This window comes from Streptomyces sp. NBC_01276, from assembly GCF_041435355.1.
Classification (GTDB): domain Bacteria; phylum Actinomycetota; class Actinomycetes; order Streptomycetales; family Streptomycetaceae; genus Streptomyces.
The window spans coordinates 7,684,473-7,707,627 of sequence record NZ_CP108442.1 but is presented as its reverse complement, the minus strand read 5'-3'; the positions used below and the strand labels follow the sequence as shown (position 1 = coordinate 7,707,627).

22 protein-coding genes are annotated in these 23,155 nt (G+C 74.4%); 9 read left to right on the top strand and 13 right to left on the bottom strand.

Features of this window, described 5'->3' with window-relative positions:
* The first annotated feature begins 133 nt into the window (after positions 1-133).
* On the top strand, positions 134-436 hold the full coding sequence (locus OG295_RS34585; RefSeq protein ID WP_371680592.1) for a muconolactone Delta-isomerase family protein: 303 nt from the start codon (positions 134-136) through the stop codon (positions 434-436).
* Between the two features lie 26 nt (positions 437-462).
* Here the strand turns inward: OG295_RS34585 and OG295_RS34580 are convergent, their stop codons facing one another.
* Both OG295_RS34580 and OG295_RS34575 read right to left on the bottom strand, forming a co-directional pair.
* Complete coding sequence (locus tag OG295_RS34580; protein WP_371680591.1) at positions 463-939, bottom strand: hypothetical protein; 477 nt, start codon at positions 937-939, stop codon at positions 463-465.
* A 78-nt stretch (positions 940-1,017) separates the two neighbouring features.
* On the bottom strand, positions 1,018-2,562 hold the full coding sequence (locus tag OG295_RS34575) for an alpha/beta hydrolase (protein WP_371680589.1): 1,545 nt from the start codon (positions 2,560-2,562) through the stop codon (positions 1,018-1,020).
* A gap of 291 nt (positions 2,563-2,853) precedes the next feature.
* Between OG295_RS34575 and argG the strand changes: the two genes are divergently transcribed.
* Positions 2,854-4,302, top strand: a complete 1,449-nt coding sequence (gene argG / locus OG295_RS34570) for an argininosuccinate synthase (RefSeq protein WP_280916087.1) — start codon at positions 2,854-2,856, stop codon at positions 4,300-4,302.
* 87 nt (positions 4,303-4,389) lie between these two features.
* Here the strand turns inward: argG and OG295_RS34565 are convergent, their stop codons facing one another.
* From OG295_RS34565 to OG295_RS34550, 4 genes are all read right to left on the bottom strand, one after another.
* Positions 4,390-5,514: a PP2C family protein-serine/threonine phosphatase gene (locus OG295_RS34565; RefSeq protein WP_371680588.1), complete on the bottom strand. Its 1,125-nt coding sequence runs from the start codon at positions 5,512-5,514 to the stop codon at positions 4,390-4,392.
* A 76-nt stretch (positions 5,515-5,590) separates the two neighbouring features.
* Entirely contained in the window at positions 5,591-7,015 is a 1,425-nt protein-coding gene (locus tag OG295_RS34560) for a carotenoid oxygenase family protein (RefSeq protein ID WP_371680587.1), read from the bottom strand.
* The gene (locus OG295_RS34555) at positions 7,012-7,656 is read right to left on the bottom strand and encodes a TetR/AcrR family transcriptional regulator (RefSeq protein WP_371680586.1); all 645 of its coding nucleotides are present in this window, start codon (positions 7,654-7,656) and stop codon (positions 7,012-7,014) included. The genes OG295_RS34560 and OG295_RS34555 overlap by 4 nt, the downstream gene beginning before the upstream one ends.
* 61 nt (positions 7,657-7,717) lie before the next feature.
* A complete protein-coding gene (locus OG295_RS34550) occupies positions 7,718-8,098 on the bottom strand; it encodes a hypothetical protein (protein WP_371680585.1) in 381 nt (126 codons plus the stop codon).
* A gap of 243 nt (positions 8,099-8,341) precedes the next feature.
* Here OG295_RS34550 and OG295_RS34545 point away from each other — a divergent pair, with 243 nt between their 5' ends.
* The 3 genes from OG295_RS34545 to OG295_RS34535 all read left to right on the top strand — a co-directional run bounded on the left by OG295_RS34545 (position 8,342) and on the right by OG295_RS34535 (position 12,039).
* Positions 8,342-9,766 (top strand): MFS transporter, encoded by a 1,425-nt coding sequence (locus tag OG295_RS34545; RefSeq protein WP_371680584.1) that lies wholly within the window; start codon positions 8,342-8,344, stop codon positions 9,764-9,766.
* Positions 9,767-9,850: 84 nt separating this feature from the next.
* Positions 9,851-10,648, top strand: coding sequence for a response regulator transcription factor (locus OG295_RS34540; RefSeq protein WP_371680583.1), 798 nt, complete (start codon positions 9,851-9,853; stop codon positions 10,646-10,648).
* Entirely contained in the window at positions 10,645-12,039 is a 1,395-nt protein-coding gene (locus OG295_RS34535) for an ATP-binding protein (protein WP_371680582.1), read from the top strand. The genes OG295_RS34540 and OG295_RS34535 overlap by 4 nt, the downstream gene beginning before the upstream one ends.
* A gap of 4 nt (positions 12,040-12,043) precedes the next feature.
* On the opposite strand, the gene OG295_RS34530 is transcribed toward OG295_RS34535, so the two are convergent.
* A complete protein-coding gene (locus tag OG295_RS34530; RefSeq protein ID WP_371680581.1) occupies positions 12,044-13,024 on the bottom strand; it encodes a TAXI family TRAP transporter solute-binding subunit in 981 nt (326 codons plus the stop codon).
* A 164-nt stretch (positions 13,025-13,188) separates the two neighbouring features.
* On the opposite strand from OG295_RS34530, the gene OG295_RS34525 reads away from it, so the two are divergent.
* The gene (locus OG295_RS34525) at positions 13,189-14,403 is read left to right on the top strand and encodes a cytochrome P450 (RefSeq protein WP_371680580.1); all 1,215 of its coding nucleotides are present in this window, start codon (positions 13,189-13,191) and stop codon (positions 14,401-14,403) included.
* A gap of 65 nt (positions 14,404-14,468) precedes the next feature.
* Here the strand turns inward: OG295_RS34525 and OG295_RS34520 are convergent, their stop codons facing one another.
* Together OG295_RS34520 and OG295_RS34515 are read right to left on the bottom strand one after the other, a co-directional pair.
* Positions 14,469-14,672 carry a cold-shock protein gene (locus tag OG295_RS34520; RefSeq protein WP_030230186.1) on the bottom strand — a complete coding sequence of 68 codons (204 nt, stop codon included), beginning with the start codon at positions 14,670-14,672 and terminating at the stop codon, positions 14,469-14,471.
* 313 nt (positions 14,673-14,985) lie between these two features.
* Positions 14,986-15,942 carry a helix-turn-helix domain-containing protein gene (locus OG295_RS34515; RefSeq protein ID WP_371680579.1) on the bottom strand — a complete coding sequence of 319 codons (957 nt, stop codon included), beginning with the start codon at positions 15,940-15,942 and terminating at the stop codon, positions 14,986-14,988.
* A 98-nt stretch (positions 15,943-16,040) separates the two neighbouring features.
* Here OG295_RS34515 and OG295_RS34510 point away from each other — a divergent pair, with 98 nt between their 5' ends.
* Positions 16,041-17,072, top strand: a complete 1,032-nt coding sequence (locus OG295_RS34510) for a trans-acting enoyl reductase family protein (RefSeq protein WP_371680578.1) — start codon at positions 16,041-16,043, stop codon at positions 17,070-17,072.
* A gap of 166 nt (positions 17,073-17,238) precedes the next feature.
* Here OG295_RS34510 and OG295_RS34505 read toward each other — a convergent pair whose 3' ends face one another.
* Positions 17,239-18,723: an amidase gene (locus OG295_RS34505; protein ID WP_371680576.1), complete on the bottom strand. Its 1,485-nt coding sequence runs from the start codon at positions 18,721-18,723 to the stop codon at positions 17,239-17,241.
* 148 nt (positions 18,724-18,871) lie between these two features.
* On the opposite strand from OG295_RS34505, the gene OG295_RS34500 reads away from it, so the two are divergent.
* Complete coding sequence (locus OG295_RS34500) at positions 18,872-19,468, top strand: TetR/AcrR family transcriptional regulator (protein WP_371680575.1); 597 nt, start codon at positions 18,872-18,874, stop codon at positions 19,466-19,468.
* Positions 19,469-19,492: 24 nt separating this feature from the next.
* Here the strand turns inward: OG295_RS34500 and OG295_RS34495 are convergent, their stop codons facing one another.
* Positions 19,493-20,173, bottom strand: a complete 681-nt coding sequence (locus tag OG295_RS34495) for an HAD-IA family hydrolase (RefSeq protein WP_371680574.1) — start codon at positions 20,171-20,173, stop codon at positions 19,493-19,495.
* A gap of 49 nt (positions 20,174-20,222) precedes the next feature.
* A complete protein-coding gene (locus tag OG295_RS34490; RefSeq protein ID WP_371680572.1) occupies positions 20,223-21,152 on the bottom strand; it encodes a hypothetical protein in 930 nt (309 codons plus the stop codon).
* Positions 21,153-21,368: 216 nt separating this feature from the next.
* On the opposite strand from OG295_RS34490, the gene thpR reads away from it, so the two are divergent.
* Positions 21,369-21,989 carry an RNA 2',3'-cyclic phosphodiesterase gene (thpR, locus tag OG295_RS34485; protein ID WP_371680571.1) on the top strand — a complete coding sequence of 207 codons (621 nt, stop codon included), beginning with the start codon at positions 21,369-21,371 and terminating at the stop codon, positions 21,987-21,989.
* Positions 21,990-22,034: 45 nt separating this feature from the next.
* Here the strand turns inward: thpR and OG295_RS34480 are convergent, their stop codons facing one another.
* Entirely contained in the window at positions 22,035-23,132 is a 1,098-nt protein-coding gene (locus OG295_RS34480) for a hypothetical protein (RefSeq protein WP_371680570.1), read from the bottom strand.
* Positions 23,133-23,155: the final 23 nt, after the last annotated feature.

Sequence of the window (23,155 nt, the reverse complement as noted above, 5' to 3'; positions counted from 1 at the left end):
GCGCGGAGGCGGGGCGGGGAGCGGGCGGTCGCGAAGCGGGGCCCTCCCCCGGACGGCCGGTACCCGCCGGCACGCGCGCCGGCCGGGGCGGCCGTAGCCTGTTGGCCGGCGGCCCTGCGGAGGAAGAGGGAGCATGCGCGAGTTCCTGGTCGAGATCACCACCACCATCCCCGAGGGCACCGACCCGGCCCTCGTGGACGAGCGTCGCGCCGCCGAAGCGGTCCGGGCGCGGGAACTGGCCGCCGCGGGACACCTCGTACGGCTGTGGCGCCCGGTCGGCGAGCTGCGGAGCATCGGTCTGTGGCGGGCCGCCGACGAGGCCGCGCTGCGGGAGGAGGTGCTCGGCACCCTGCCGCTGCGGGCGTGGATGACCCACGTCGTCACCCCCCTCGAGCCCCACCCCAACGACCCCGGCGGGCCCGCGTCCGCGTCGTGACCGCGGGCCCGCCCCCGGGCCGTGGCTCAGGAGGGCCAGACGACCACGCCGTCCCGGACCGTCAGGGGTGTGGGCCGGCGCTCCTCGTGGAAGCGGGTCCAGCCCAGGTCGACACCGCCGTCGTGGCGGCGGTGGGCGTCGGCCGCCCTGGTGGCGAGCCAGGCGAGGAGCTCACCGGTGCGTTCGAAGCCGTCGGGATGGATCTCCTGGCGGCTGGTCAGGGCCCAGGCGCCGCGTCCGGCGCGCTCCCGGGGGACCAGGAGCGAGACGAGGGCGCCGCCGATCGCGTACGCCTCGCCCCGCTGGGCGAGCAGGGGCTCGGGGTGGTTCTCGACGACGGGCCGCCCCTCGTCGTCCTCCACCACCCAGGGGAACCCGGTCACGATGCGGAGCGCCCGCGGTTCCGGGCCCAGACCGAGGTGCCAGCGGAGTTCGGCGAGTTCGGGTTCCGGCGGGTCGGCGCGCAGGTCCAGCGCCAGCATGAGTTCGAAGACATCGGCCACGTGCGCACACGCTAGCCTCCGCCGGGCGCCCGCGCGGGGCCGCCCCCCGTCGCCGGGGGGCGGGGCTCGGGGGCGCCGTCACGGCTGGGGGGCCGGGGTGGTCACCTCGTGGCCGCGGGCGTCGATGCCCAGGGCCGGGCAGGACGTGCTCTCCCGCGGGAGCCGGCCGTCCAGGAGGAAGCGCTCGACGTGCCGCTTGACGCAGGCGGAGTGGCGGAACCCGGTGTGCCCCTGGCCCTTGTAGTCGATGACGATCGCCCGGGGGCCGAGCAGCCGGGCCGTCTCCTCGGTCCACGCGTACGGGGTCGCCGGGTCGCCGCGCACGCCGATCAGGAGCATCGGCGGGACGTTCTCCGGCGTCAGGCCCGAGGTGGGGTCGGTGGGGGTGGGCCAGCCGTGGCAGTAGGCGATCTCGCTCAGCTCGCCCGGCCCGAAGATCCTGGAGGCTTCGAGGAACCGCGGCCGGAGCTCGTCCAGTTGCCGCTGGAGGGCCCGCGGGTCCCCGCCGGCTCCGCGGTCGGGATAGTCCGCGCAGCTCACGGCCGCCCAGGCGGCGCCCTCGTTGTCCTTCTCGGGCTGGGCGGCCTCCAGCAGCCCCGCGGGGTCACGGTGCCGTACGAGGGTGCCCAGGCCGCGCTCCAGGTCGGGCCAGTCCCAGGGCGAGTAGAGGTCGTTCTCGATCGCCAGCGCCAGGTCCGCGCCGGTGAACCTGCCACCGCCCGGCACCGGGAGCGGGTTCGCGTCGAGCCGCGCGACGAGTTCCCCGGTCCGCCGGTTCGCCCGGGCCCGGTCGACGCCCTCGTACACGCAGCCCGGCTGCCGGGCGCACCAGTCGAGGAAGGCGTCGTAGGCGATCTGCTGGCCGCGCGCCGTCTCCAGTTCCTGGTCGGCGAGGGGCTCGGAGAGGGTGTCGACCCCGTCGAGCACCATGCGGCCGGCGCGCTCGGGGAACCGGGCGGCGTACACGGCGCCCAGCCTGGTCCCGTAGGACCAGCCCAGGTAGTCGAGCTTGCGCTCGCCGAGGGCCTGACGGAGCACGTCCATGTCCCGGGCGACGTTGACGGTGCCGACGTGGGGCAGGACGGGCCCCGAGTGGGCTCTGCAGGAGCGTACGGCGGCGTCCGAGGCGCGCAGCAGGGCCGCCGCGTCCATCGACTCGGTGCGCCGCACGGGCAGCGCGCCGGCACAGCTGATCGGGGCGGAGCCGCCGACGCCGCGGGGGTCGAAGGTCACCAGGTCGTAGGAGGCGGCGAGGTTCCGGTAGCGCAGCGCCCGCTCGGGCTCCGTGAGCCCCTTCGCGAGGGAGGGCAGGCCGGCGCCTCCCGGACCTCCGTAGTTGAGCACCAGGGAGCCCAGGCGGTGCCGCCCGGTGGCGGGGCGGCGCGCCACGGCGAGGGCCACGGTGCCCTTCGCCGGGTCGGTGTAGTCGAGCGGGACGTCGAGGTGGCCGCACCGCATGGACGCCGGGTAGCCGGAGGGGCAGCGGCCCCAGTCGATCCGCTGCCGGTAGAAGCGGGCGAGCTTCGGGTCCTGTGGATCCGGCGCGGTGGTGCCGTCTCCGACCGGCGCGAGGGCCGTCGCGACGAGTGCCGCCGCGGCGCACAGCAGTGACGCGCGGTACATGGCGCCTCCGGTGGGGTGGCGGAGCGGGGACGGGCGGGGCGCCCGCTCCCCTGTCCCGGCGGGCCGGCACCCCCCGTGCTCCCCCGCCCGGCCGCGGATGATCACTGGTGGGTCCAGCGTAGCGCCGTCGGCCGCGTCACGCCGGTCACGGGGACGCATGTACGAGTGGCCGGCGCGTCCAGGGCTCCGACCAGGCACGCAGGGACCCGGGAGGGCCCCGGCGGACCGGTTCCGGAAAGTCCACCCCGACGCCGCGTTGCATGACCATGCGAGGTGCTGCATAATCTTCCTATGTCTAAAGTCCTCACGTCCCTTCCCGCCGGCGAGCGCGTCGGCATCGCCTTCTCCGGCGGGCTCGACACCTCGGTCGCCGTCGCCTGGATGCGCGACAAGGGCGCCGTCCCCTGCACGTACACCGCCGACATCGGCCAGTACGACGAGCCCGACATCGCCTCCGTGCCCAGCCGCGCCTCCGCGTACGGCGCCGAGATCACCCGGCTCGTCGACTGCCGTGCCGCCCTCGTCGAGGAAGGCCTGGCGGCGCTCGCGTGCGGCGCGTTCCACATCCGGTCGGGCGGGCGCCCGTACTTCAACACCACGCCGCTGGGACGTGCCGTGACCGGCACGCTGCTGGTGCGCGCGATGCTCGAGGACGGGGTGCAGATCTGGGGCGACGGCTCCACCTTCAAGGGCAACGACATCGAGCGGTTCTACCGGTACGGGCTGCTCGCCAACCCGCACCTGCGGATCTACAAGCCCTGGCTGGACGCCGACTTCGTCACCGAGCTCGGCGGCCGCAAGGAGATGTCCGAGTGGCTGCTCGCGCACGGGCTGCCCTACCGGGACTCGACGGAGAAGGCGTACTCCACGGACGCCAACATCTGGGGCGCCACCCACGAGGCCAAGACGCTGGAGCACCTCGACACCGGCATCGAGACCGTCGACCCGATCATGGGCGTGCGGTTCTGGGACCCGTCGGTGGAGATCGCCACGGAGGACGTGACGGTCGGCTTCGAGCAGGGCCGCCCGGTCACCATCAACGGCAAGGAGTTCGCCTCCGCCGTCGACCTCGTGATGGAGGCCAACGCGATCGGCGGCCGGCACGGTCTGGGCATGTCCGACCAGATCGAGAACCGGATCATCGAGGCCAAGAGCCGCGGCATCTACGAGGCGCCCGGTATGGCGCTGCTGCACATCGTCTACGAGCGCCTCGTCAACGCGATCCACAACGAGGACACCCTGGCCGCGTACCACAACGAGGGCCGGCGCCTCGGCCGCCTCATGTACGAGGGCCGCTGGCTGGACCCGCAGGCGCTGATGATCCGCGAGTCGCTGCAGCGCTGGGTCGGCACGGCCGTCACCGGCGAGGTGACGCTGCGGCTGCGTCGCGGCGAGGACTACTCGATCCTGGACACCACGGGCCCGGCGTTCAGCTACCACCCGGACAAGCTCTCCATGGAGCGGACCGAGGACTCGGCGTTCGGCCCGGTGGACCGGATCGGTCAGCTCACCATGCGCAACCTCGACATCGCTGACTCCCGCGCCCGCCTGGAGCAGTACGTGGGGCTCGGCCTGGTCGGCACTCCCCACCCGACCCCGATCGGTGCCGCGCAGGCGGCCGCGACCGGGCTGATCGGCGCCATGGACGAGGGCGGCGCCGAGGCGATCGCCTCCCGTGGCGAGGCCACCGACGAGGAGACGATGCTGGACCGCGCCGCGATGGAGTCCGGCACGGACTGACGGACGGACCGACCGTCGTACGCGCGTCGGCGGCCGCTGCCCCGGTGGACTTCGTTCCGCCGGGGCGGCGGCCGTTCCGCGTCCGTCTCAGGGCGGCACGAACCGCTGGATGGCGACCATGGCCGCGTCGTCCCCCAGGACGCCGCCGGCCGCGTGGCCGAGCAGGTCGGCGCGCAGGTACTCCAGCAGGGCGTGCGGGTCCGCCCCGGTCCAGGCCGCGGCCCGCTCCGTCAGCGGGTAGAACGTCCCGTCCCGGTCGCGGGCCTCCATGACCCCGTCCGTGTAGAGCAGGACGATGTCCCCGGGCGCCAGGGGGAAGGTCTGCGCGGTGGCCCGCGCGTCCACCAGCCCGGCCAGGCCCAGGGGCGGTGCCGGATGGTCCACCTCCAGCGCGGTGACCCGGGGACCGCGGAACAGCAGCGGTGGCGGATGGCCGCAGTTGATGAGGTGCAGGGCCCGCTCCTGGTCGGGGAGTTCCAGGACGGCGGCGGTGACGAACCCCTCGCCCAGGTCGTCCGGAGAGCCGTCGGGCACCCGTGACCCGTCCGGGCCCGGGGCCACGGATCCGTCCAGGTAGGCGACCAGCCCCGCCAGGTCGGCCTCCTGGTGGGCGGAGGCGCGGAACGCGCCGAGGACGAGGGCCGCGTCCCCGACCGCTTCCAGCCCCTTGCCCCGGACGTCACCGATGATCAGTCGCGTTCCGCGGGCCGTGCGGGCGACGGCGTACAGGTCTCCCCCGATCTGGGCCTCGGCCTCGGCGGCGAGGTAGACGGATGCCAGGCGCAGCGGGCCGATCCGCTCCGGGAGCGGCCGCAGCACCACCTGCTGCGCGGTCTCGGCGACCGAGCGCAATTGGGTCAGCTCCTTCTCGTGGACTTCGCGCAGGTGGGCGAAGAGCGTCACGATCACGGAGATGAGGATGAGGGCGATGATCTGGAAGGTGTGGTTCAGGTCGGTCAGGCTGCTGCGCACCGTCGCCGTCACCGCCTGGGCGACGACGGCGACGGCTCCGACGGCCGCGGTGGTCCAGGGGCCGGCGAACGACGCGGTGACGGCCGGGGCGGCCACCAGGAAGGGCCCGAGGTGCACCTCGGGCGGGGCCAGGATGTCGACCACGGTCACGATGGTGATCAGCGCGAGCGGGACCGCCAGGAGCGCGTGGCCCTGCTCCCCTGCCGGATGACTGCTCGCACGCGGGCGCCCAAGGTCCATCCCTCCTGCATACACCGCCCCGGCCGGGGGCCGCGTGGCACTTCTGGAGTCCGCGCCGGGGAGCCCGCCCTTTGGGTCAGCCGCGCCCGGCCCCCGGCGGCCGGGCGGCGGGCCGCGCGGCCGGGTCCTCGTCCGGGACCCAGTTCCCGTGGAGGCCGAGGGGCACGCGTACGGGCAGGTGGACGCGGGCGAGCGGTTCCCCGGTGAAGTCCCGGGCGGAGAGGATGACCAGATCGGCGGCGCCGCGCTCCGGGCTGTGGACGTACGCCATCACGTAACCGTCGTCCTCGGCCCCGGGCGTCTCGGCGGGGACGAACACGCCTTCGCCGACGGCGGCGAAGCGTCCGAACTCGTGCGCCTCGGTGGTGCCGCGGGACAGGTCGTGTTTGAGGAGCGCGTTGCTGAAGCCCGCGTCGGGTCGCCGGTCCCCGGGGCCGGCCGGCGGGGCGTACAGCTCGACCGCGGCGGCGTAGCCGTACCGGTACGGGAGCCCGGTGTAGCGGGAGTTGACGCGGGGGAACTCCTGGGTGCGGTCGTCCAGCCGCTCCTCGCGGACCGTCCCGGCGGCGAGGTCGATGGTCCAGCGGTAGAGGGTGGGGCGGCTGGTGCCGAAGTCGCGGATGTCGAAGCCCTCGGGGTGGCGGACGAGGTCGACGACGACGTCCGTGCCGTTCTCGTGGGCGTTGAGGGTGTGGCCGACCAGGCTCGGGGCCACGGGGAACCAGCGCACCGGGCCGCCCTCGCGGGGCATCACGCCCACGCGTGCCGGATGGGTGTCGTCCCAGCGGAAGGGGACTCCGGTGGCGAGGTGGGCCGCGCTGAAGACCACGGGGCCGTCGAAGAGGATCACGTGGCGGTCGGTGAGCGCGAAGTCGTGCATGTAGGGGCGGCCGGGGGTGTGCACGGTGGTGGCGCGCAGCACGGTGCCGGTGTCGTCCATCACGATGTGCTGGACGTGTTCGGAGCCGTAGCGGAAGGCGAGCGAGTGGAGCTCGCGGGTGCGGGGGTCGAAGAGGGAGTGGGCGTTGGCGTTGTAGCCCTCGGGGGTCGCGCCGAGGTCGCAGGGGCCGAGCGTGTCCAGGTCGTAGGTGAGTTCGTACGGGCGTAACCCTCCCTCGATGAGAGCGAACGTGCGGCCGGCCAGGCCTGCCACCTGGACGTTCGGGGCGAAGTCCGTCCGCGGGTCGACGGGGGCGCCGCGGCGCGGTTCGCCGAGCCGGTCGGCGACGGAGGAGGAGCGGACCCAGCGGTTGCGGTACCACTCGGCGCGGCCGTCGCGGATGCGGACGCCGTGGACCATGCCTTCGCCGAGGGTCCACAGGTGCGCGGCGGCGTCCTCGATGCCCAGCGGGTTGGGGCCGGTGCGCAGGTAGCGGCCGCTGAGGTGGCCGGGTATCCGGCCGGTGACGGGCAGGTCGTGGGCCGTGGTCTCCTCGGTGACGGGTGCGAAGTTCCCCGAGAGGTAGCGGTTGGTCGTCGTACGCGTCGTCGGGGGTGTCATCGGGGGGTCCGTTCCGGGTCGCTGGACGGGGCCGGCGTGGCCAGGAAGGCCTGGCCGAGCGCGGTCATGAGGGTGGTGTAGCGGCGGGCCGCGGTGTCGGGCGGGAAGTGGCCGGCGAGTTCGAGGCTCACCGCGCCGTGCGCGGCGGCCCAGAACAGCTTCGAGATCTCGTGGGCGTCGCCGTCCGGCCGGAACACCCCGGAGTCGATGCAGGCGGCGACGGCCGCGGCCGAGGCGTCGAAGGCGGTCTCGGCGACGGCGAGGGCCTCGGCACCGGGGGTGTAGTGGGGGATGGCCCCTTCGAACATGACGCGGTAGTAGGCCGGTTCGGCCAGCGCGTGCTCCCGGTAGGCCGTGCCGAGGCTGCTCAGGTGGGCCAACGGGTCGTCGGTCGGCGGGACTTGTTCCTGGGCCCGGCGCAGCCGTGCGAAGCCCTCCCGGTACAGGGCGTCGGCCAGGCCCTCCTTTCCGCCGAACACGGTGTAGAGGACCTTGGTCGAGGTGCCGATCTCGGTGGCGATCCGCCGGACGGTCAGGGCGGCGGCCCCCTCCTCGACCAGCAGCCCGATGGCGCGGTCGAGAACGGCGGTCCGCGCGGCTTCCTGACCGGCCCGCAGGGCGTCTTGGTAGAGCGTGATCATGGGTAACAACATAACCCAGAGGTAACGCTGTTACCACCCTTCTCCCGGTTCCGCGCGGCGCCTACGGACGGGCCGTCACCACCCGGCCCAGGTCCAGCAGGCTCAGGCCGAACATCAGGACGCCCAGGGGGACGTGGACCGACGGAACGTGCGCGATGCCGAGCACCACCTGCACCGAGGCCAGGACGAGGAATCCGGACGCGTGCAGGACGGGGCGCAAGGGACCGCCGCCGGGCCGCCAGGCCAGGATCGCGGCGAGCAGGTACAGCATCGACGCGCCGTACATCACGCGCGCTCCGACGCCGTGCAGCAGCTCGCCGTGCGACGAGGCGAGCAACAGCCCGGCGGTGGCAGCCTGGAAGAAGACGGCCGCGGTCTGCAGCGCGATCGCCGTCCGCACGAACGTGAGGCCGCGTCGTCCTGTCGTCATCTGTGTGGCCATGGCCCGGTCCCCTCGTCGATCCCTCGTCGGTGTCCGAGAGTCCGACGAGGCAGGCCCCGGAAATGTGAGGCCCGGTGGCCGCTTCCGCGCAATGCGCCGGTCCCGTGCCGTCCTTTCTTAGCGGCACGTTAGATCTGCGGGCCGGGCGTTGTACGGGGGCGGCCGCGGACGCATGCTCTGGGCACTCCCCACCGCCGGGGCCCCTCCCCCGTCCCCTCGCGGGGACCTCCGACTGGAGGCGTCATGCCCTCGTCCACCGCAGTCCCCGCACCGCCCCCGCCGCTGCCGCAGGGCGCCGACCTCCGCAGGAAGCGGCGCACGGCCCTGATCGGCGGTTCGCTCGGCAACCTCGTCGAGTGGTACGACTGGTTCGTCTACGCCAGCTTCGCGATCTACTTCGCCGACTCCTTCTTCCCCGGCGACAACCCGACCACGCAGCTGATGAACACGGCCGGGATCTTCGCCGTCGGCTTCCTCATGCGCCCCGTCGGCGGGTGGATCCTCGGCCGCGCCGCCGACCGGCGCGGGCGCAAGAGCGCGCTCACGCTCACCGTCACCATGATGTCGGTGGCCGCCCTGCTCATCGCCGTCGCCCCGACCTACGGACAGGCCGGCTACTTCGGCGCCCTGGTGCTCCTGCTCGCGCGCCTGCTCCAGGGCATGAGCATCGGCGGCGAGTACGCCGCCAGCGCCACCTACCTCACCGAGGTCTCCGCCCGGAACCGGCGCGGCCTGGGCTCCTCGTTCCAGTACGTGTCGATGACCTGCGGCCAGCTGCTCGGACTGGGCATCCTCATCACGATGCAGCACACGCTGACCACCGCCCAGTTGGAGAGCTGGGGGTGGCGGATCCCCTTCGTCCTCGGCGCCCTGTTCGCGGTCGTCGTCTTCTGGCTGCGGCGGCGTCTCCAGGAGACCGACGCCTTCGCCGAGCAGGCGTCGCAGGGGGACGACGCCGGCGACGACAGCACGCGGGGCACACTCAAGGTCCTGTGGCAGCACCGGCGGCAGGCCGGACTGGTCATGGCACTCACCCTCGGCGGGACCGTGGCCTACTACACGTACACCACCTACCTCACCAAGTACCTGGTCGGCAGCGCCGGCATGGCGAAGACGACCGCCACCCTCGTCAGCTTCACCGCGCTCACCCTCTTCGCGGCACTGCAGCCCTTCGCCGGAATGCTGTCCGACCGGATCGGACGGCGCCCCCTGCTGATCACCTTCGCCGTGGGCTGCACCTTCGGCACGTACCCGATCATGACGGCCCTCGGCTCGGCGTCCTCGTACTGGTCCGCCCTGGGTCTGTCCCTCCTGGCGCTGGTGATCGTCACCGGCTACACCTCCATCAACGCCGCGGTCAAGGCCGAGCTGTTCCCGACCCGGGTCCGGGCCCTCGGTGTGGCGTTGCCGTACGCCATCGCCAACGCGCTCTTCGGCGGCACGGCCGAGTACGTGGCGCTGTGGTTCAAGAGCGGCGGCCACGAGAAGCTGTTCTTCTGGTACGTCTCCGGGTGCGCGCTGGTCTCCCTGGTGACCTACCTCCTGATGCCCGACACCCGCGATGCCGCACTCAGCCGCGCCGAGGCCGAAGCCGATGGCGATACCGGTGCCGGTGCCCGGCCGGGCACCGGGGATTCCCGGGCCCCGTCGGTGGGGGCCGGACGCTGACACGGACCGGTGACCCGGGGCGGCCGCTCCCGTAGGCTGCTGTCCCCGGCCACGGCACGGGTCATCGGGTGAGGGGAACCGGTCATGCACGCGCTTCTCGTCGAGGACGACGACCGGATGGCCCAGGCCCTCGGCACCGCCCTCACCCAGCGCGGCCACACCGTCCGCCGGGTCGGCCGGGCCCTGGACGCCCTGCTGCACCTGCGCGAGGCCGAGTTCGTCCTGCTCGACCTCGGCCTGCCCGACCTGGACGGGCTCGAACTGCTGCGGCGGCTGCGCACCGTCTGCGACGCCCCGCTGATCGTGGTGACCGCGCGCTGCGAGGAACGCGACATCGTGCAGGGCCTGCGGGCCGGCGCCGACGACTACGTCGTCAAGCCGTTCCGGATGGCCGAGCTGATGGCGCGCGTCGACACCGTGCGCCGCCGTACGGACCGGCGCACCGGCCTCCGGGACGCCGACGCCGGGCACGGCGACCACCGCCACCGTCCCGTGCGCGCCGGGGACGTCGAGGTGGATCCGGCGGGCCGGACGGTGACGGTGGCGGGAGCCGAAGTCCGGCTCACCCGGCGCGAGTTCGACGTGCTGGCCTTCCTGGCCGCACGCCCGGACGAGGTGCACTCCCGCGAGGAGATCATGGACCGGATCTGGGGGGACGCCTTCCTCGGCGCCTCCCGCTCCCTGGACGTCCACGTGGCGGGCATCCGCGCCAAGACCGGCCGCTCCGGTCTGGTGCGCACCGTCCGCGGGTACGGGTACCGGCTCGGCCGCCCCGCCACCGGCGACGGCGGCCCGCGGGACGGGGCGTGGGGCCCGGCGGACGACGGGGCCCACGACACGGCCGACGACGGAGCCCACGGCGGGGCGGACCGCGCCCGGTGAGGCGTCGGCTCCTCGCCGTGCTGCTGGTGCTCATGGGCGCGGCCACCCTGTTGCTCTGCCTGCCCCTCGCCGACGCCTACGCGCGCGGGCGGACCGAACACCTGCTGCTGCAACGCCGCTCGGAGGCCGTACGGTTCGCGGATCTCGCCGAACGGATGCGCACCGCGGCCGACCGCCGCGAACTGTCCGACGAGATCGAGCGGTACGCGCAGCTCTACGGGGCTTCGGTGGCCGTGGTCGACACGGCCGGCGGGACGGTCGCGCGGGCCGGTACGGCCGCTCCCCCGGAGGGTGGTGCGGGCCGGGCGCCCTCACCGGCGGCGGACGCCCTGGCCCGCGCGCTCACCGGCCGGTCCACCGACCGGCTGCCGGCCGTCCGCCCCTGGGGGCCCGCGACCGTGGTGGTGGCCGAGCCGGTGGGCCGCGACGAGCGGGTGAGCGGGGCCGTGCTGATGACCCTGCCCACCGGAGCGGCCCGCCGGGACGTGACGGTCCGCTGGTCCCTCATCGCGGTGGGGGCGTTCGCCGCCTTCGCCGCGGCCGCCCTGGTCGCGGTCGGGATCGCGCGCTGGCTGCTGCGCCCGGTCCGCGATCTCGACCGGGCGGTGGGGAGGCTGACCGCGGGCCGCCTCCAGGCCCGGGCGGTGTCCGACACCGGGCCGCCCGAACTGCGTCACCTGAGGCGGCACTTCAACACGATGGCGCAGGCCCTGGCCGATTCCCTCGGCCGCCAGCGCGACTTCGTCGCCGACGCCTCCCACCAGCTGCGCAACCCCCTGGCCACGCTGGTACTGCAGATGGAGAACGTCGAGCCGTACATCGCCCCCGGACCCGGCCGCACCGAGCACGCGCGCGCCCTGGACGAGGCGGAACGCCTGGAGGAGCTGCTCGACGGACTGCTGGCCCTGGCCCGGGTGGAGTCCGGCACGGCGGAGCTGCGCGACCAGGACGCCGCGCGTGCGGTACGGGACCGGGTGGCGGCCTGGCATCCGGTGTTCCGCGACGCCGGACTGGAGCTGACCGCGCACGGCCTCCCGGACACCCTGGGGGTGCGGGCCCTGCCGGACACGGTGGGCCGGGTACTGGACGCCCTCCTCGACAACGCCGTGAAGTTCGTGCCCGGCGGCGGACGCGTCGAGGTGAGCGTCCGGCAGGCCGCCGCGGGGGACGCCGTCGTGCGCGTCGCCGACGACGGCCCCGGCGTGGCGCCGGACCAGCTTCCCTCGCTGCTCCGCCGCTTCACGCGTTCACCGGAGCACCAGAACGTGCGGGGCAGCGGGTTGGGGCTGGCCATCGCCGATGAGCTCGCCCGCACCAGCGGCGGCCGGCTGACGGCCGGCGCGAACGAGCCGCGCGGCCTGGCCGTCGAGCTCCGGCTGCCGCCCCCGTGAGCGGTCAGCCGTACACCGACCGGTAGTAGGCGACGGCGCCCGGGTGGAGCGGCACCCTGCCCGTCGAGATCGCGAACCGGGGCTCCAGCCGTACCCCGGCGGTGACCTCGCGCAGCAGGTCCCGCCACCGGTCGAACACCACGCGCAGCAGGGCCTCGACGGTGTCGCGCGGTACGTCGTCGCGGGCCAGGAGGTAGTTTCCGACCCCGATGGTGCCCACCGGCTCCGTGAGCCCGTACACGCCGGCCGGAAGGGTGACGGCGGTGTAGACGGGACCGTAGCGTTCCCGGAGCGGCCCCACATGGGCGTCCAACGGCAGGAAGCGGAGCGGCAGTTCGTGTGCCAGCCCGGTCAGGGCGGGTGTGGGTACGCCGCCGGACCAGAACAGCGCGTCGACCTCGCCGCCGCGCAGGGCGCGCACGGACTCGGCCAGGCCCAGGGGACGTTCGAGCGGTGCCGCGGCGGCCGCGCCCGGACCGGCGGCCCGCAGGATCCGGCCCGCCACCACCTGCACCCCCGACCCGGCGGCGCCGGTCGCGACCGGCCGGCCCGCGAGGGCTCCGGCCTCGCGCACGGGGCCGTCCGCCGGTACCAGCAGGTGCGTGTAGTTCACGTAGACCCGGGCCAGCGCCGTCACGCCGGTGACGGGCCGGGAGAACGGCTCGTGGCCGAGGACGGCGTCCTCGGCCGCGTCGGCCATCGCGAGGGCCAGATCGACGGTGCCCTCGTCCAGTCGCCGCAGGTTGTCCACGCTCGCCGCGGTGGTCACGGGGAGGACCGGCGGGCCGCCCCCGCGGTCGCCGTACGCGGCGACCGCCCGGGCCAGGGCCTGCCCGAACGCGTTGTACGGGCCGCCCTCGGGTCCGGTGGCGAACCGCAGCCGCCGTGCCGGGACGGACGCCCCGGAGCATCCGGCCAGCGCCGCCGCGACCGCGCCGCACCCGGCGCCCATCACCCGTCGACGACTCACTCCCGCGCTGGCCACGGCGCCAGCGTAGCCGGGCGGCCGTCCGGCGGGCCGTCGCTCCTCGCCCGCCCCGCGGGAGACGGTCGAGAGGATGCGTCGTCGACGATGATGGAGATGATCATCCGGACCGCGGCGCCGACCGGCGGCCGCGGCCGGCCGCCCCGGGCACGTAAGGAACGCGCATGACGCGGATATCGCAAGACGTCACCCTGCCGCAGCCGTTCGGAGAACCCTTCGCACACGACCCCCACGCCGTCTACGCGGCCCTGCGCGCCGCCGGACCGGTGCACCGGGTGGCGCTGCCCGACGGCTCCGCGGTGTGGCTGGTGGTCCGCGAGGCGGACGTCCGCGCCGGGCTGTCCGACCAGCGCCTCTCGGTGGACAAGAGGCACTCGGCCACGGGCTTCAGCGGTTTCTCCCTGCCGCCGGCGCTCGACAGCAACCTGCTGAACGTCGGACCCGAGGACCACCTGCGCCTGCGCCGGCTGGTGGCCCACGGCTTCACCCCCCGGCACGTGGACCGGCTGCGCGACGCCGTCCGGGACGCCGTCGAGGAGCGGACCGCGCACCTCGCCGCGCGGCTCGACGGCGGCGGCGAGGCCGACCTGGTCGCGGAGTTCGCCCGGCCGCTGCCGCTGCGGGTCATCGGCGCCCTGCTCGACGTCCCGTCCGACGACCGGGAACGGTTCTCCGGCTGGATCTCCGCGATGCTCACCCCTGCCTCCGGCGAGGACCTGGTCCGGTCCATCGGCGAGGTCCACCGCTTCCTGGTCGACCTCGTGGCCGTGCGGCGCGCCCGACCCGGCGACGACCTGCTTTCGGACCTGATCACGGCCCGCGACGAGGGGGACCGGCTCACCGAGGAGGAGCTCGTCTCGCTCGCCTTCCTGATCCTGGGGGCGGGCAGCGAGAACGTCCAGCACGTCATCAGCGCCGGTGTGCTCGCCCTCCTCGACCACCCCGAGCAGGCGGCCCGCCTGCGGGCCGAACCCGCGCGCACGGCGGACGCGGTCGAGGAACTCCTGCGGTACACGAGCCCCAACCAGACGGCGATCCGCCGGTTCCCCACGGAGCCGGTGGAGATCGGCGGCGTACGGATCCCGGCCGGGGACACCGTGCTGTTCGCCCTGGCCTCCGCCCATCGCGACCCGGACCGCTACCCGGACCCGGACCGCTTCGACATCGACCGCGCCGACAAGGCCCACCTCGCCCTCGGACAGGGCATGCACTACTGCCTGGGGGCGCCCCTGGCCCGGCTGCAGCTCACGCTGGCCCTGGGGGCGATCGTGGACCGGTTCCCCGGCCTGCGGGCGGCCTGCCCGCCGGACCGGCTCCGCTGGCACAGCACCTTCAGGTTCCGCGCCCTGCGGGAGCTGCCGGTCACCCGGCTCCGGTAGGACCCGGCACCCAAACCGCCCCGGAGCAGGTGCTCCGGGGCGGTGGGGTGTGCCTGCGACCGAGGTCAGGCGACGGTGATGTTCTCCGCCTGCGGGCCCTTCTGGCCCTGCGTGACGTCGAAGGTCACGGCCTGGCCTTCCTGGAGCTCGCGGTAGCCGGTGGAGTTGATGTTGGAGTAGTGCGCGAAGACGTCCGGACCGCCGCCGTCCTGCGCGATGAAACCGAAGCCCTTTTCGGAGTTGAACCACTTCACGATGCCGCTGGCCATGGCCGTGCCTCTCAGTCGATGTCGGATCCGCACCGCGCGGACCCGGAGGTGATCGCCCTGGTCCTGCACTGCACAGCAAAGCGCCCACGCCAGGGCGCGGGCAGGTACTGCGAACCACGACAGCTGCCGCAGACGCTACACGTCGGAACCGGCGCCCACCAGAGAGCAACGATCACTGTCACGAAATCGGGGTGCCTGCCCGGGGCGAGGTACCCGGGATGGACCATCTCATCACGGGACGCCCCCCGTTGAGACCGTTCTCATCACCTCATCACTTCTGCACCATTTCACATGAAGCACGACGTACGGGAGGCTATGGGATCCGTGAGGGGTTGGCGCTGCGGAACGAGCGGCGGTAGGTGTCCGGCGGGACCCCGACGGTGCGTTTGAACTGGCGGCGGAGCGTGGTCGCGGTGCCCATCCCGGTGGCGAGGGCGACCGACTCGACGCTCATGCCGGTGGCCTCCAGCAACTCCTGCGCACGCCGCACCCGTTGGGTCAGGAGCCACTGCAGCGGCGTCTGCCCGGTCACCGACCGGAACTGCCGGCCGAGGTGGCGCGGGCTCGTGTTCGCCTTGCGGGCCATGTCGGCCACGGTCAGTGGCCGGTCCAGCCGCTCCAGGACCCAGGCGAGCAGGCCCGCCAGCACGTGGTCGCCCTTCACCGGCACCGGCGAGGCCACGAACTGGGCCTGGCCGCCGGGCCGGTGGGGCGGCATGACCAGGCGCCGGGCCACGGAGTTGGCGATGAGCGCGCCGTGGTCGAGGTGGACCAGGTGCAGGCAGAGGTCCACGGCTGCGGCCTTCCCCGCCGCCGTGAGGACGCTGCCGTTGTCCGTGTACAGCACGTCCGGGTCGACCACGGCTCGGGGATGACGTGCGCTCAGCTCCTCGGCGTGCGCCCAGTGGGTCGTGGCCCGGCGGCCGTCCAGCAGGCCGGCGGCGCCGAGCAGGAACGCCCCCGTGCACAGGGAGGCCACCCGGGCACCCGCCTCGTGGGCCGCGCGTACGGCCTCGACCAGCTCCGGGGACGGCGGTACGTCGATGTCGGCGCACGCGGGCACGATCACGGTGTCGGCGGCGGCGAGGCGCTCCAGCCCGTGGTCCGGCTCGACCCGGAACGGCCCGACGCGTACCGGCCCCGGCCCGCAGAGCAGTACGTCGTACCAGCCGTCCACGGCCTCGCGCGGGGGATTCCCGAAGATCTCGTAGGCCACCCCCAGTTCGAAGTGGAGCAGGTCACCAGCGGCGAGCAGCGCGACAGTGGGCATGTCCGAAAGTGTACGGGCGGTGTCGTTCCGGACCATCACACCCCGGCCTCCCCCGCGACGAGACTTACCGCATCGGCACAGCGAGAGCAGGGGGAACGATGAGCACAGCGGCGGCAGTGGTGGTGTACGGGGCGACGGGGCACACGGGGCGTTTCGTCGTGGCCGAGCTCCTGAGGCGCGGGATCACCACGGTGGTCTCGGGGCGGAACGCGGCGCGCCTGGAGGAGCTGGCCGCCGAGTGGGGCGGGGTGGCGGTGCGGCCGGCCGCCGTGGACGACCCGGATTCCCTGGACCGGGCCCTGGCGGGTGCGGCGGCGGTCGTCAACTGCGCCGGACCGTTCGCGGTGACGGCCGGCCCGGTGGTGGAGGCGGCGCTGCGCGCGGGCATCCCGTACGTGGACGTGGCGGCGGAGATCGAGGCCAACGCCGCCACGTTCGCCGAGCACGCCGAGGCCGCCCGGAAGGCCGGGGTGGCGGTGGTGCCGGCGATGGCGTTCTACGGCGGTCTGGGCGACCTCCTGGTGACCGCGGCCCTGGGTGACAGGACGGCGGCGGACGAGGTGCACGTGGCGTACGGGTTGAGCAGCTGGCACCCCACGGAGGGCACGCGGGCGGCCGGGGCGGTGTCCCACGAGCGCCGCGCGGGGCGTCGGGTGCGCTTCGCGGACGGTGCGCTGCGGTACCACGACGACGAACCGAAGGTGGTGGACTGGGACTTCCCCGGCCCGCTCGGACGGCGGTCGGTGATCGCGGAGTTCACGATGGCCGATGTCGTCACCGTGCCGAGCCACCTGGAAGTGCCGGACGTGCGGACGTACATGAGCGTCGAGGCGGCCGGGGACCTGGCCTCACAGGACACTCCCGCTCCCGAGGCGGTGGACGCGCTGGGGCGCTCGGACCAGCTCTTCGCCGTCGACGTCCTGGTCCGCGCGGACGGCGTCGAGCGGCGCGTCACGGCCCGCGGGCGGGACATCTACGCGGTCACCGCCCCGTTGGCGGTGGAGGCCGTCCAGCGCCTGCTGACGGGCCGGGCGCGGACCACGGGCGTGGCCTCGGCGGGCGCCGTGTTCGACGCGGCCGACTTCCTGCGGGCGCTGGCCCCGTACGTGTCGGTCGACCTCCCGCACTGACCGGCCGCACTGACCGGCCGCGGCCGCCAGGCGCCGGACCCGCCGGAAAGCGGTCCCGACGCGGTGTGCCGGACGTCCCCGCCGGGGGCCTCCGGCCTCGCGTTCGCCACCCTGGCGGACCGGCTTCGCGAACCGGCTTCCGTCCACCGGGGCCTGACGGTCTCCCTCACGGACGAGCGTCCGGGCCGCACCGGCCCCGGCCGGGTCCGGTACCCGTAGGAGCCGGGGCTCCCGCAGGCCGGCGCGGATCGACCGGGGCCAGGCCCCCGAGCCGTTCCTCGACCGCACGGGCCGCGGCCAGGCACAGGTCCTCGCGGAACGCGCGCCCGACGATCTGGACTCCGCAGGGCAGCCCGTCCGTCACCCCGGTGGGAACGGCCACGGCCGGCACGCCGACGAAACTGGTCGCGGTACACAGGCGCATGGCCGTGGCCACCCGGTCCCGGCCGGCCCGGTCACGGGATTCCAGGCCCGGCCCGACCGGCGGCTCGGTGAACACCGGGCCCAGCAACAGCGGGTGCTCGTCGAGGAATTCGGCCCACGAGCGGCGGATGCCCAACCAGGTGCCCATCAGCTTCACCAGCTCGTCCGCGGTCGCGGGCGGGGTACGTTCCATCGCCATGGCGATGTAGCGGTCGCCGCCCTCGCCGAGCAGCCCGCGCACCACCGGCCAGGCCGGGGCGAACTCGGTGACGGTGATCCGCCCGTAGGCGTCGAGGGCCTCGTCCAGCCTGGGGACGTCCGGCACCTCCCGCACGTCGTATCCGGCGTCCCGCAGGGCGGCGGCCGCGGCCTCGACGGCGGCGCGGACCGTGGGGTGCACGCCGTGTCCCCCGGGGTCCGCGACGACCGCGACCTTCACGGGGCCGGGAAGCGGCTCCCCGTAGAGGGGCACGGGGACGGCCTGCGGATCGCGCGGATCGGGGCCGGCCAGCACCTCGTAGGCCAGTCGCAGGTCGGCGACGCTGCGGGCCAGCGGGCCGTCGGTGACCAGGAACTGGGACGCTGGGCCGGGGTCGTCCGGGCCGAGGACGCGCCGGTCGGCCGGGAAGCGCCCGGTGGTCGGCTTCAGCGCGGCCACCCCGCAGAACTGGGCGGGGATGCGGACCGATCCGCCGGAGTCGTTGCCGAGCCCGAGGGCCGCCATACCGGTGGCGACGGCGACCCCGTCGCCCCCGCTGCTGCCGCCGGGGGTCCGGGCGGGGTCCCAGGGGTTGACCGTGTCCCCGAACAGTTCGCTGCGCGTGTGCATCCCGGCCAGGATCAGGGTCGGGATGTTGGTGTGCCCGATGGGGACGGCGCCGGCCGCACGCAGCCGCGCCACGGGGATCGCGTCGGCCGGGGCGACGAGGTCGCGGAAGCGCTCGACGCCGAAGGTGGTCGGTACGCCTTCGACCGGCGTGCTCTCCTTCACGGTGAACGGCACGCCCGCGAGCGGCCCGAGCACCTCGCCCGCGGCCCGGCGGCGGTCCGTCCGCTCGGCGGCCTCCCGGGCACGGTCCGCGAGGGTGCGGGTCACGGCGTTGACCATCGGGTTGACCTCGGCGATGCGTTCCAGGTGGGCGTCGACCAGTTCGAGGGCCGAGACCTCCCCGTCGCGCACCGCCTTCGCCTGTGCGCCGGCCGACATCCTCCACAGGGCGTCCCGCATGGCACGCCTCCTTCCCGTTGACCTTCACGTGCACGTTCGCGCACACGTTCCGATGCGTGCGCATCGGAACTGTAGCCCGCGAACCGATGCGCCCGCATCGGATAAAGTCCGGAGCGGAAGAGGACCCCTCCCGGGAAAGGCGGCGGACATGCCCAGACAGGTGGACCACGCGGACCGGCGCCGCATCGTCGCCGAGGCCGTCTGCGAACTCGCCGACGAGCACGGGCTGGAGGGCGTGACCCTGCGCGACGTCGCGGCCCGCGCCCAGGTGTCGATGGGCGCCGTGCAGCGGTGCTTCCGCACCAAGGAGGAGATGCTCGTGTTCGCGCTCGGGCACATCGGCGAGCGGATCGGGCGCCGCGTGCGGGCCCGCCTCGTCAGGAGCCCGGCCCAGTCGGCCGCCACCGCCCTGGGGCACGCGGCCACGGAGGTCGCCCTGCTGCGGGAGGAACACCGCGCCGAGGCCAGGGTCTGGCTCGCCTTCGTCGCCCAGGCAGCGGTCAGCGAGGCCCTGGCCGGCACCCTCAGGGCGAGCTACGCCGCGCTGGAGGAGTCCTTCGCGGGTCTCGTCGCGGAGGCCGTCGAGGACCCCGCCCGCGCCGTCCCCGTGGACCCGCGGCGCGAGGCCCGCACCCTCCTCGCCCTCGCGGACGGGCTCACCACCCACGTCCTGATCGGCCACCTCACCCCCCGGGCGGCCCAGGACGTCCTCGACGCCCGTCTCACGGCCCTCTTCACGGGCTGAGCCGCCGCGCCGCGGGCCGGCGGGCTACCGGGAGGGGTGCGACGCCTCCCCGCGCGCTCCGGAGGCGAACGCGAGGATGTCGGGGACGGCTGCGCGCAGGGTCGGGTAGTGGCGGTGGACGCCCTCCACCGCGGCCGGGGTGTTGACGCCCCACACCGTCATCCCGGCGCGCAGTCCCGACAGCACTCCCGACGGGGCGTCCTCGACGACCAGGCAGTCCCGCGGGTCGGCGCCCAGCCGGGCGGCGGCACTGAGGTAGGGGGCCGGTGAGGGTTTGCCCTCGTCGACGGCGGCCGCGTCCACGATCAGGGCCGGGACGGGCAGGCCGGTCCGGGCGAAGCGGCCGCGCACCCGGTGCTCGTAGTTCGAGGTCACCAACGCCCAGGACGCGGACGGCAGGCGGGACAGCAGCTCCGCCGCGCCGTCGAACGCCGTGTAGGCGCCGGACCGGACGTCCTCGTCCTCCAGTTCGTGCAGGGCCGCCAGGCACTCCCGCGGATCGCGGTCCGGAGCGACCTGCGCGAAGGTCTCCACGGGCCGTGTCCGCAGGGCGATCCGGTGCACCTCGTCGGGATCCAGTCCGTGGCGCTCCGCCCAGGTCCGCCAGACGCGGCGCTGGTTGTCCAGGGCGTCGATCAGTGTGCCGTCGACGTCGAACAGGACGTGGGTCCGGCGGTCGGCGGGCCGGTTGGGTTCGCTGGTCACGGGCCGATCATGCCATCGTCCGTCCGGGGGTCGGCCGCCGGGCGCCGGGTCACACGTCGCGCAGGAAGGTGGAGAGCGGGACGGCCGTGGTGTCCGGTGAGGGGCGCGAGAGGTGGAAGGCGGTGTGGAACCAGCCGGCGTCCTCCTTGCCGCGGGGGTCCTCGCCGAGGGCGGTCACCGCGTCGACGGCGCGCCGCTGCTCGGCGGCGCTCGTGAACCGGCGTTGCGGATAGGTGGGTTCCGCCACCTTCTCGGTGATCAGTCCGAAGGGTGCCAGCCCGTCGGCGATGGTCCGGTACGAGCCGGTGCGCAGGACGAACGCGGCGACCCACACCTCCTCCCGCGCGGCGCCGAGGAGCGGCCGGAAGGTGCGGGGGGACAGGAAGCTCGCACCGCCGGTGACGGTGATCAGCCCCACCGGGCGTACGGCGGCCAGGAGACGGGCATCGGCAGGCTCCGTTTCCAGGTTCACGGCGAACCCCTCGTCCAGGAGGCCGACGGAGCACGCGTAGGCGATGGCACCGGCGGCCGGGTCGAGCCCGATCACCGGCACGGCGTCGGGGCGCCGCCGGGCGGCGTAGAAGGCCCGGTCCCGTTCGATCAGCTCCGCGGTGGTGAGCCCGGCCGCCCGCGGCGACGTGTAGTGGGCGTAGAGGTCGTCCAGGGTCAGGTCGTGGTTGAGCAGGGCCGCGTTGATCCCGTAGGAGCAGCAGATGTCCAGGACGGCGAGGGGCCCGGAGGCCGCGGCCCGTCGGCGTGCGGCCGTCAGGCGGCGGAAGACGTCCTGCGCGTGGTGCGGGGTCCGGTACCGCCAGCGGCCGAGGCCGCGGAAGAAGTCCCTCGGGTCCGGCCGGTCGTAGATCTCGTCGAACGACGTCATCGCGGGCCCGTCGTCCGGCGCCGCCGCCCGGTCCGCCTCCCGGCCTCCCCCTCCGCCGTGCCGCATGCCGTTCCCGCTGGTGTCCGCCGGCCCCGTCATCGCGCACCGTCCTCCCCCGCCGCCGTGTCGCCTCAAGCAATAGCCGTCGGGGGCCGAGGACGGAAGGGGTACCGGCGGGACCCGGCCACCGTCCCGCTCCCCCGGCGGGCCGCCCCGGCAGGTGTGGGGTCCGGGGGCCCCGGTAGGCTCCCCGCGTGGGGACGCGGGGGCACCGCGCTGCCCGGCCCCGGCCGCACCGCACGTACGGAACAGAAGATGACCGAAACGCCCGAGCACCCGACGCAGTCCCCGGCGGACGGACGGGGACCGGCCCCGACCGTCCGCGTGTTCATCGCCCTCGCCCCGCCCGACGACGCGAAGGAAGAGCTGGAGCGGGAACTGGGTCCGGCCCACCACGCCCACCCGCGCATGAGGTGGAACCGGATCGAGGACTGGCACATCACGCTGGCGTTCCTCGGAGAGCTCCCGGTGGCGGCCGTTCCGCCGCTGCGGCCGGCGCTCGCCGCGCTGGCGGCCGCCCGACGGCCGTTGCGGCTGGCCCTGCGCGGCAGCGGGCACTTCGACGAGCGGGTGCTGTGGACCGGGATCGACGGGGAGCTCGGAGGACTGCACCGGCTCGCCACCGACGTGCGGGCCCTGGTCCGGGAGTGCGGGATCGCCTTCCAGGAACGGCCGTTGCGTCCCCACCTGACGCTCGCCCGGTCACGGCGCGGCGCGCACTCCTCCGCGGTGGAGGCCGCCGCCGGGCTGACCGGTTTCACCGGCCGCCCGTGGCCGGCCGAACGCCTGCACCTGGTCGGCAGCAACATCGGGCGCGGTCCGGGACCGATCCACTACCGGGACATCGAGTCCTGGAGCTTCGACGGGGAGGAATGAACCGGCCCGCCCGGGACCGTGCTTCCGGGCGGGCGGTGCCCGGCGTCAGCCCCGGCCGGGCGCCGGAGCGGCGTGGGCCGAGGCGATGAGGCCCTCGGCGAGGTTCTCCTTGCGCATCCGCTGGTCCACGTAGAGCAGGGACAGGACCAACTGGGGGTAGCCGAACTGGAACACCCCGCTGATCGCCACGCCGAGCAGCACGAAGAGCGCGTACACGACGATGCCGACGACCAGCGCGGTGAAGTCCGAGGCCTCGTCGCCCGCCGTCAGCATGGCCGGGAACAGCGCGAACATGCCGATGAGGGTGAACGGCAGCTGGATGATGTAGCCGACGACCGTGGCCAGGAGGTACGCGAGCAGCGAGATGCCGAACACGCGCCACCAGCCGCCGCTGACGAGGCGGGCGGAGCGGCGCAGCGCCGCGACGGGGCCGAGCCCCTCGCACACGGCCACGGCGGGCGCGAGGCTGAACCGGATCGTGAGCCAGACCGACACGGGCGTCCAGAGCAGCACGCCCAGGAACAGCAGGAACACGGCGGGCGGTGGGCCGGAGCCGTCCGCGCCCATGATGATCAGGGGGAAGGAGATCGCGTAGAGGACGATGACCGGTCCGCCCGCGATCAGCCCGATGAGCAGGACGACGCCGAGTACGGACGGCAGCCGGGACCAGCACCGCCGCCACATCGCGCGGAAGGTCGTGGGGCGGCCGAGCACCGCCTCCTGGATCAGCGCGGGACACAGGGCGGCGATCATCCCCATGCCCAGCGTCATGGTGACCAGCATGAGCACCACGGCCGGTACGAAGTACGCCAGCAGGGCCATCACGTCGGCGCCCGCGGGCCGCTCGTCCGGTCCGAGGTCGAAGACCGCGTCGAACCGGGTGCCCGCGCCGAGGACGGCGAACCCGATCGCGGCGGCCACCAGCAGGATCCCGATGCCCTGTACACCGAGGATGACCCCGGTCAGGGGCTTCCAGTAGCGGCGGAAGGCGGAGAAGCCTCCGCCGAGCAAGTCGCCCAGCCCGAGCGGCCTCAGGGGTATGACGCCCGGTTGCGGCGGAGGCGGAGGCGGCGTCCAGCCGCCTCCCCACTGCGGCGCGGGCTGTCCCGGGTGGTGGTGTTCCCACCCCGTGTTGTGCGACATCACAGTCCCCTTCGAATGAAGGG

Coding starts and splice junctions, on each gene's coding strand:
- OG295_RS34520 (WP_030230186.1), bottom strand. CDS start 14,672: ATGGCCAGCGGCATCGTGAAGTGGTTCAACTCCGAAAAGGGCTTCGGT.
- OG295_RS34560 (WP_371680587.1), bottom strand. CDS start 7,015: ATGACACCCCCGACGACGCGTACGACGACCAACCGCTACCTCTCGGGG.
- OG295_RS34510 (WP_371680578.1), top strand. CDS start 16,041: ATGAGCACAGCGGCGGCAGTGGTGGTGTACGGGGCGACGGGGCACACG.
- OG295_RS34585 (WP_371680592.1), top strand. CDS start 134: ATGCGCGAGTTCCTGGTCGAGATCACCACCACCATCCCCGAGGGCACC.
- OG295_RS34540 (WP_371680583.1), top strand. CDS start 9,851: ATGCACGCGCTTCTCGTCGAGGACGACGACCGGATGGCCCAGGCCCTC.
- OG295_RS34575 (WP_371680589.1), bottom strand. CDS start 2,562: ATGTACCGCGCGTCACTGCTGTGCGCCGCGGCGGCACTCGTCGCGACG.
- thpR (WP_371680571.1), top strand. CDS start 21,369: ATGACCGAAACGCCCGAGCACCCGACGCAGTCCCCGGCGGACGGACGG.
- OG295_RS34555 (WP_371680586.1), bottom strand. CDS start 7,656: ATGATCACGCTCTACCAAGACGCCCTGCGGGCCGGTCAGGAAGCCGCG.
- OG295_RS34525 (WP_371680580.1), top strand. CDS start 13,189: ATGACGCGGATATCGCAAGACGTCACCCTGCCGCAGCCGTTCGGAGAA.
- OG295_RS34550 (WP_371680585.1), bottom strand. CDS start 8,098: ATGGCCACACAGATGACGACAGGACGACGCGGCCTCACGTTCGTGCGG.
- OG295_RS34545 (WP_371680584.1), top strand. CDS start 8,342: ATGCCCTCGTCCACCGCAGTCCCCGCACCGCCCCCGCCGCTGCCGCAG.
- OG295_RS34500 (WP_371680575.1), top strand. CDS start 18,872: ATGCCCAGACAGGTGGACCACGCGGACCGGCGCCGCATCGTCGCCGAG.
- argG (WP_280916087.1), top strand. CDS start 2,854: ATGTCTAAAGTCCTCACGTCCCTTCCCGCCGGCGAGCGCGTCGGCATC.
- OG295_RS34505 (WP_371680576.1), bottom strand. CDS start 18,723: ATGCGGGACGCCCTGTGGAGGATGTCGGCCGGCGCACAGGCGAAGGCG.
- OG295_RS34490 (WP_371680572.1), bottom strand. CDS start 21,152: ATGACGGGGCCGGCGGACACCAGCGGGAACGGCATGCGGCACGGCGGA.
- OG295_RS34565 (WP_371680588.1), bottom strand. CDS start 5,514: ATGGACCTTGGGCGCCCGCGTGCGAGCAGTCATCCGGCAGGGGAGCAG.
- OG295_RS34515 (WP_371680579.1), bottom strand. CDS start 15,942: ATGCCCACTGTCGCGCTGCTCGCCGCTGGTGACCTGCTCCACTTCGAA.
- OG295_RS34480 (WP_371680570.1), bottom strand. CDS start 23,132: ATGTCGCACAACACGGGGTGGGAACACCACCACCCGGGACAGCCCGCG.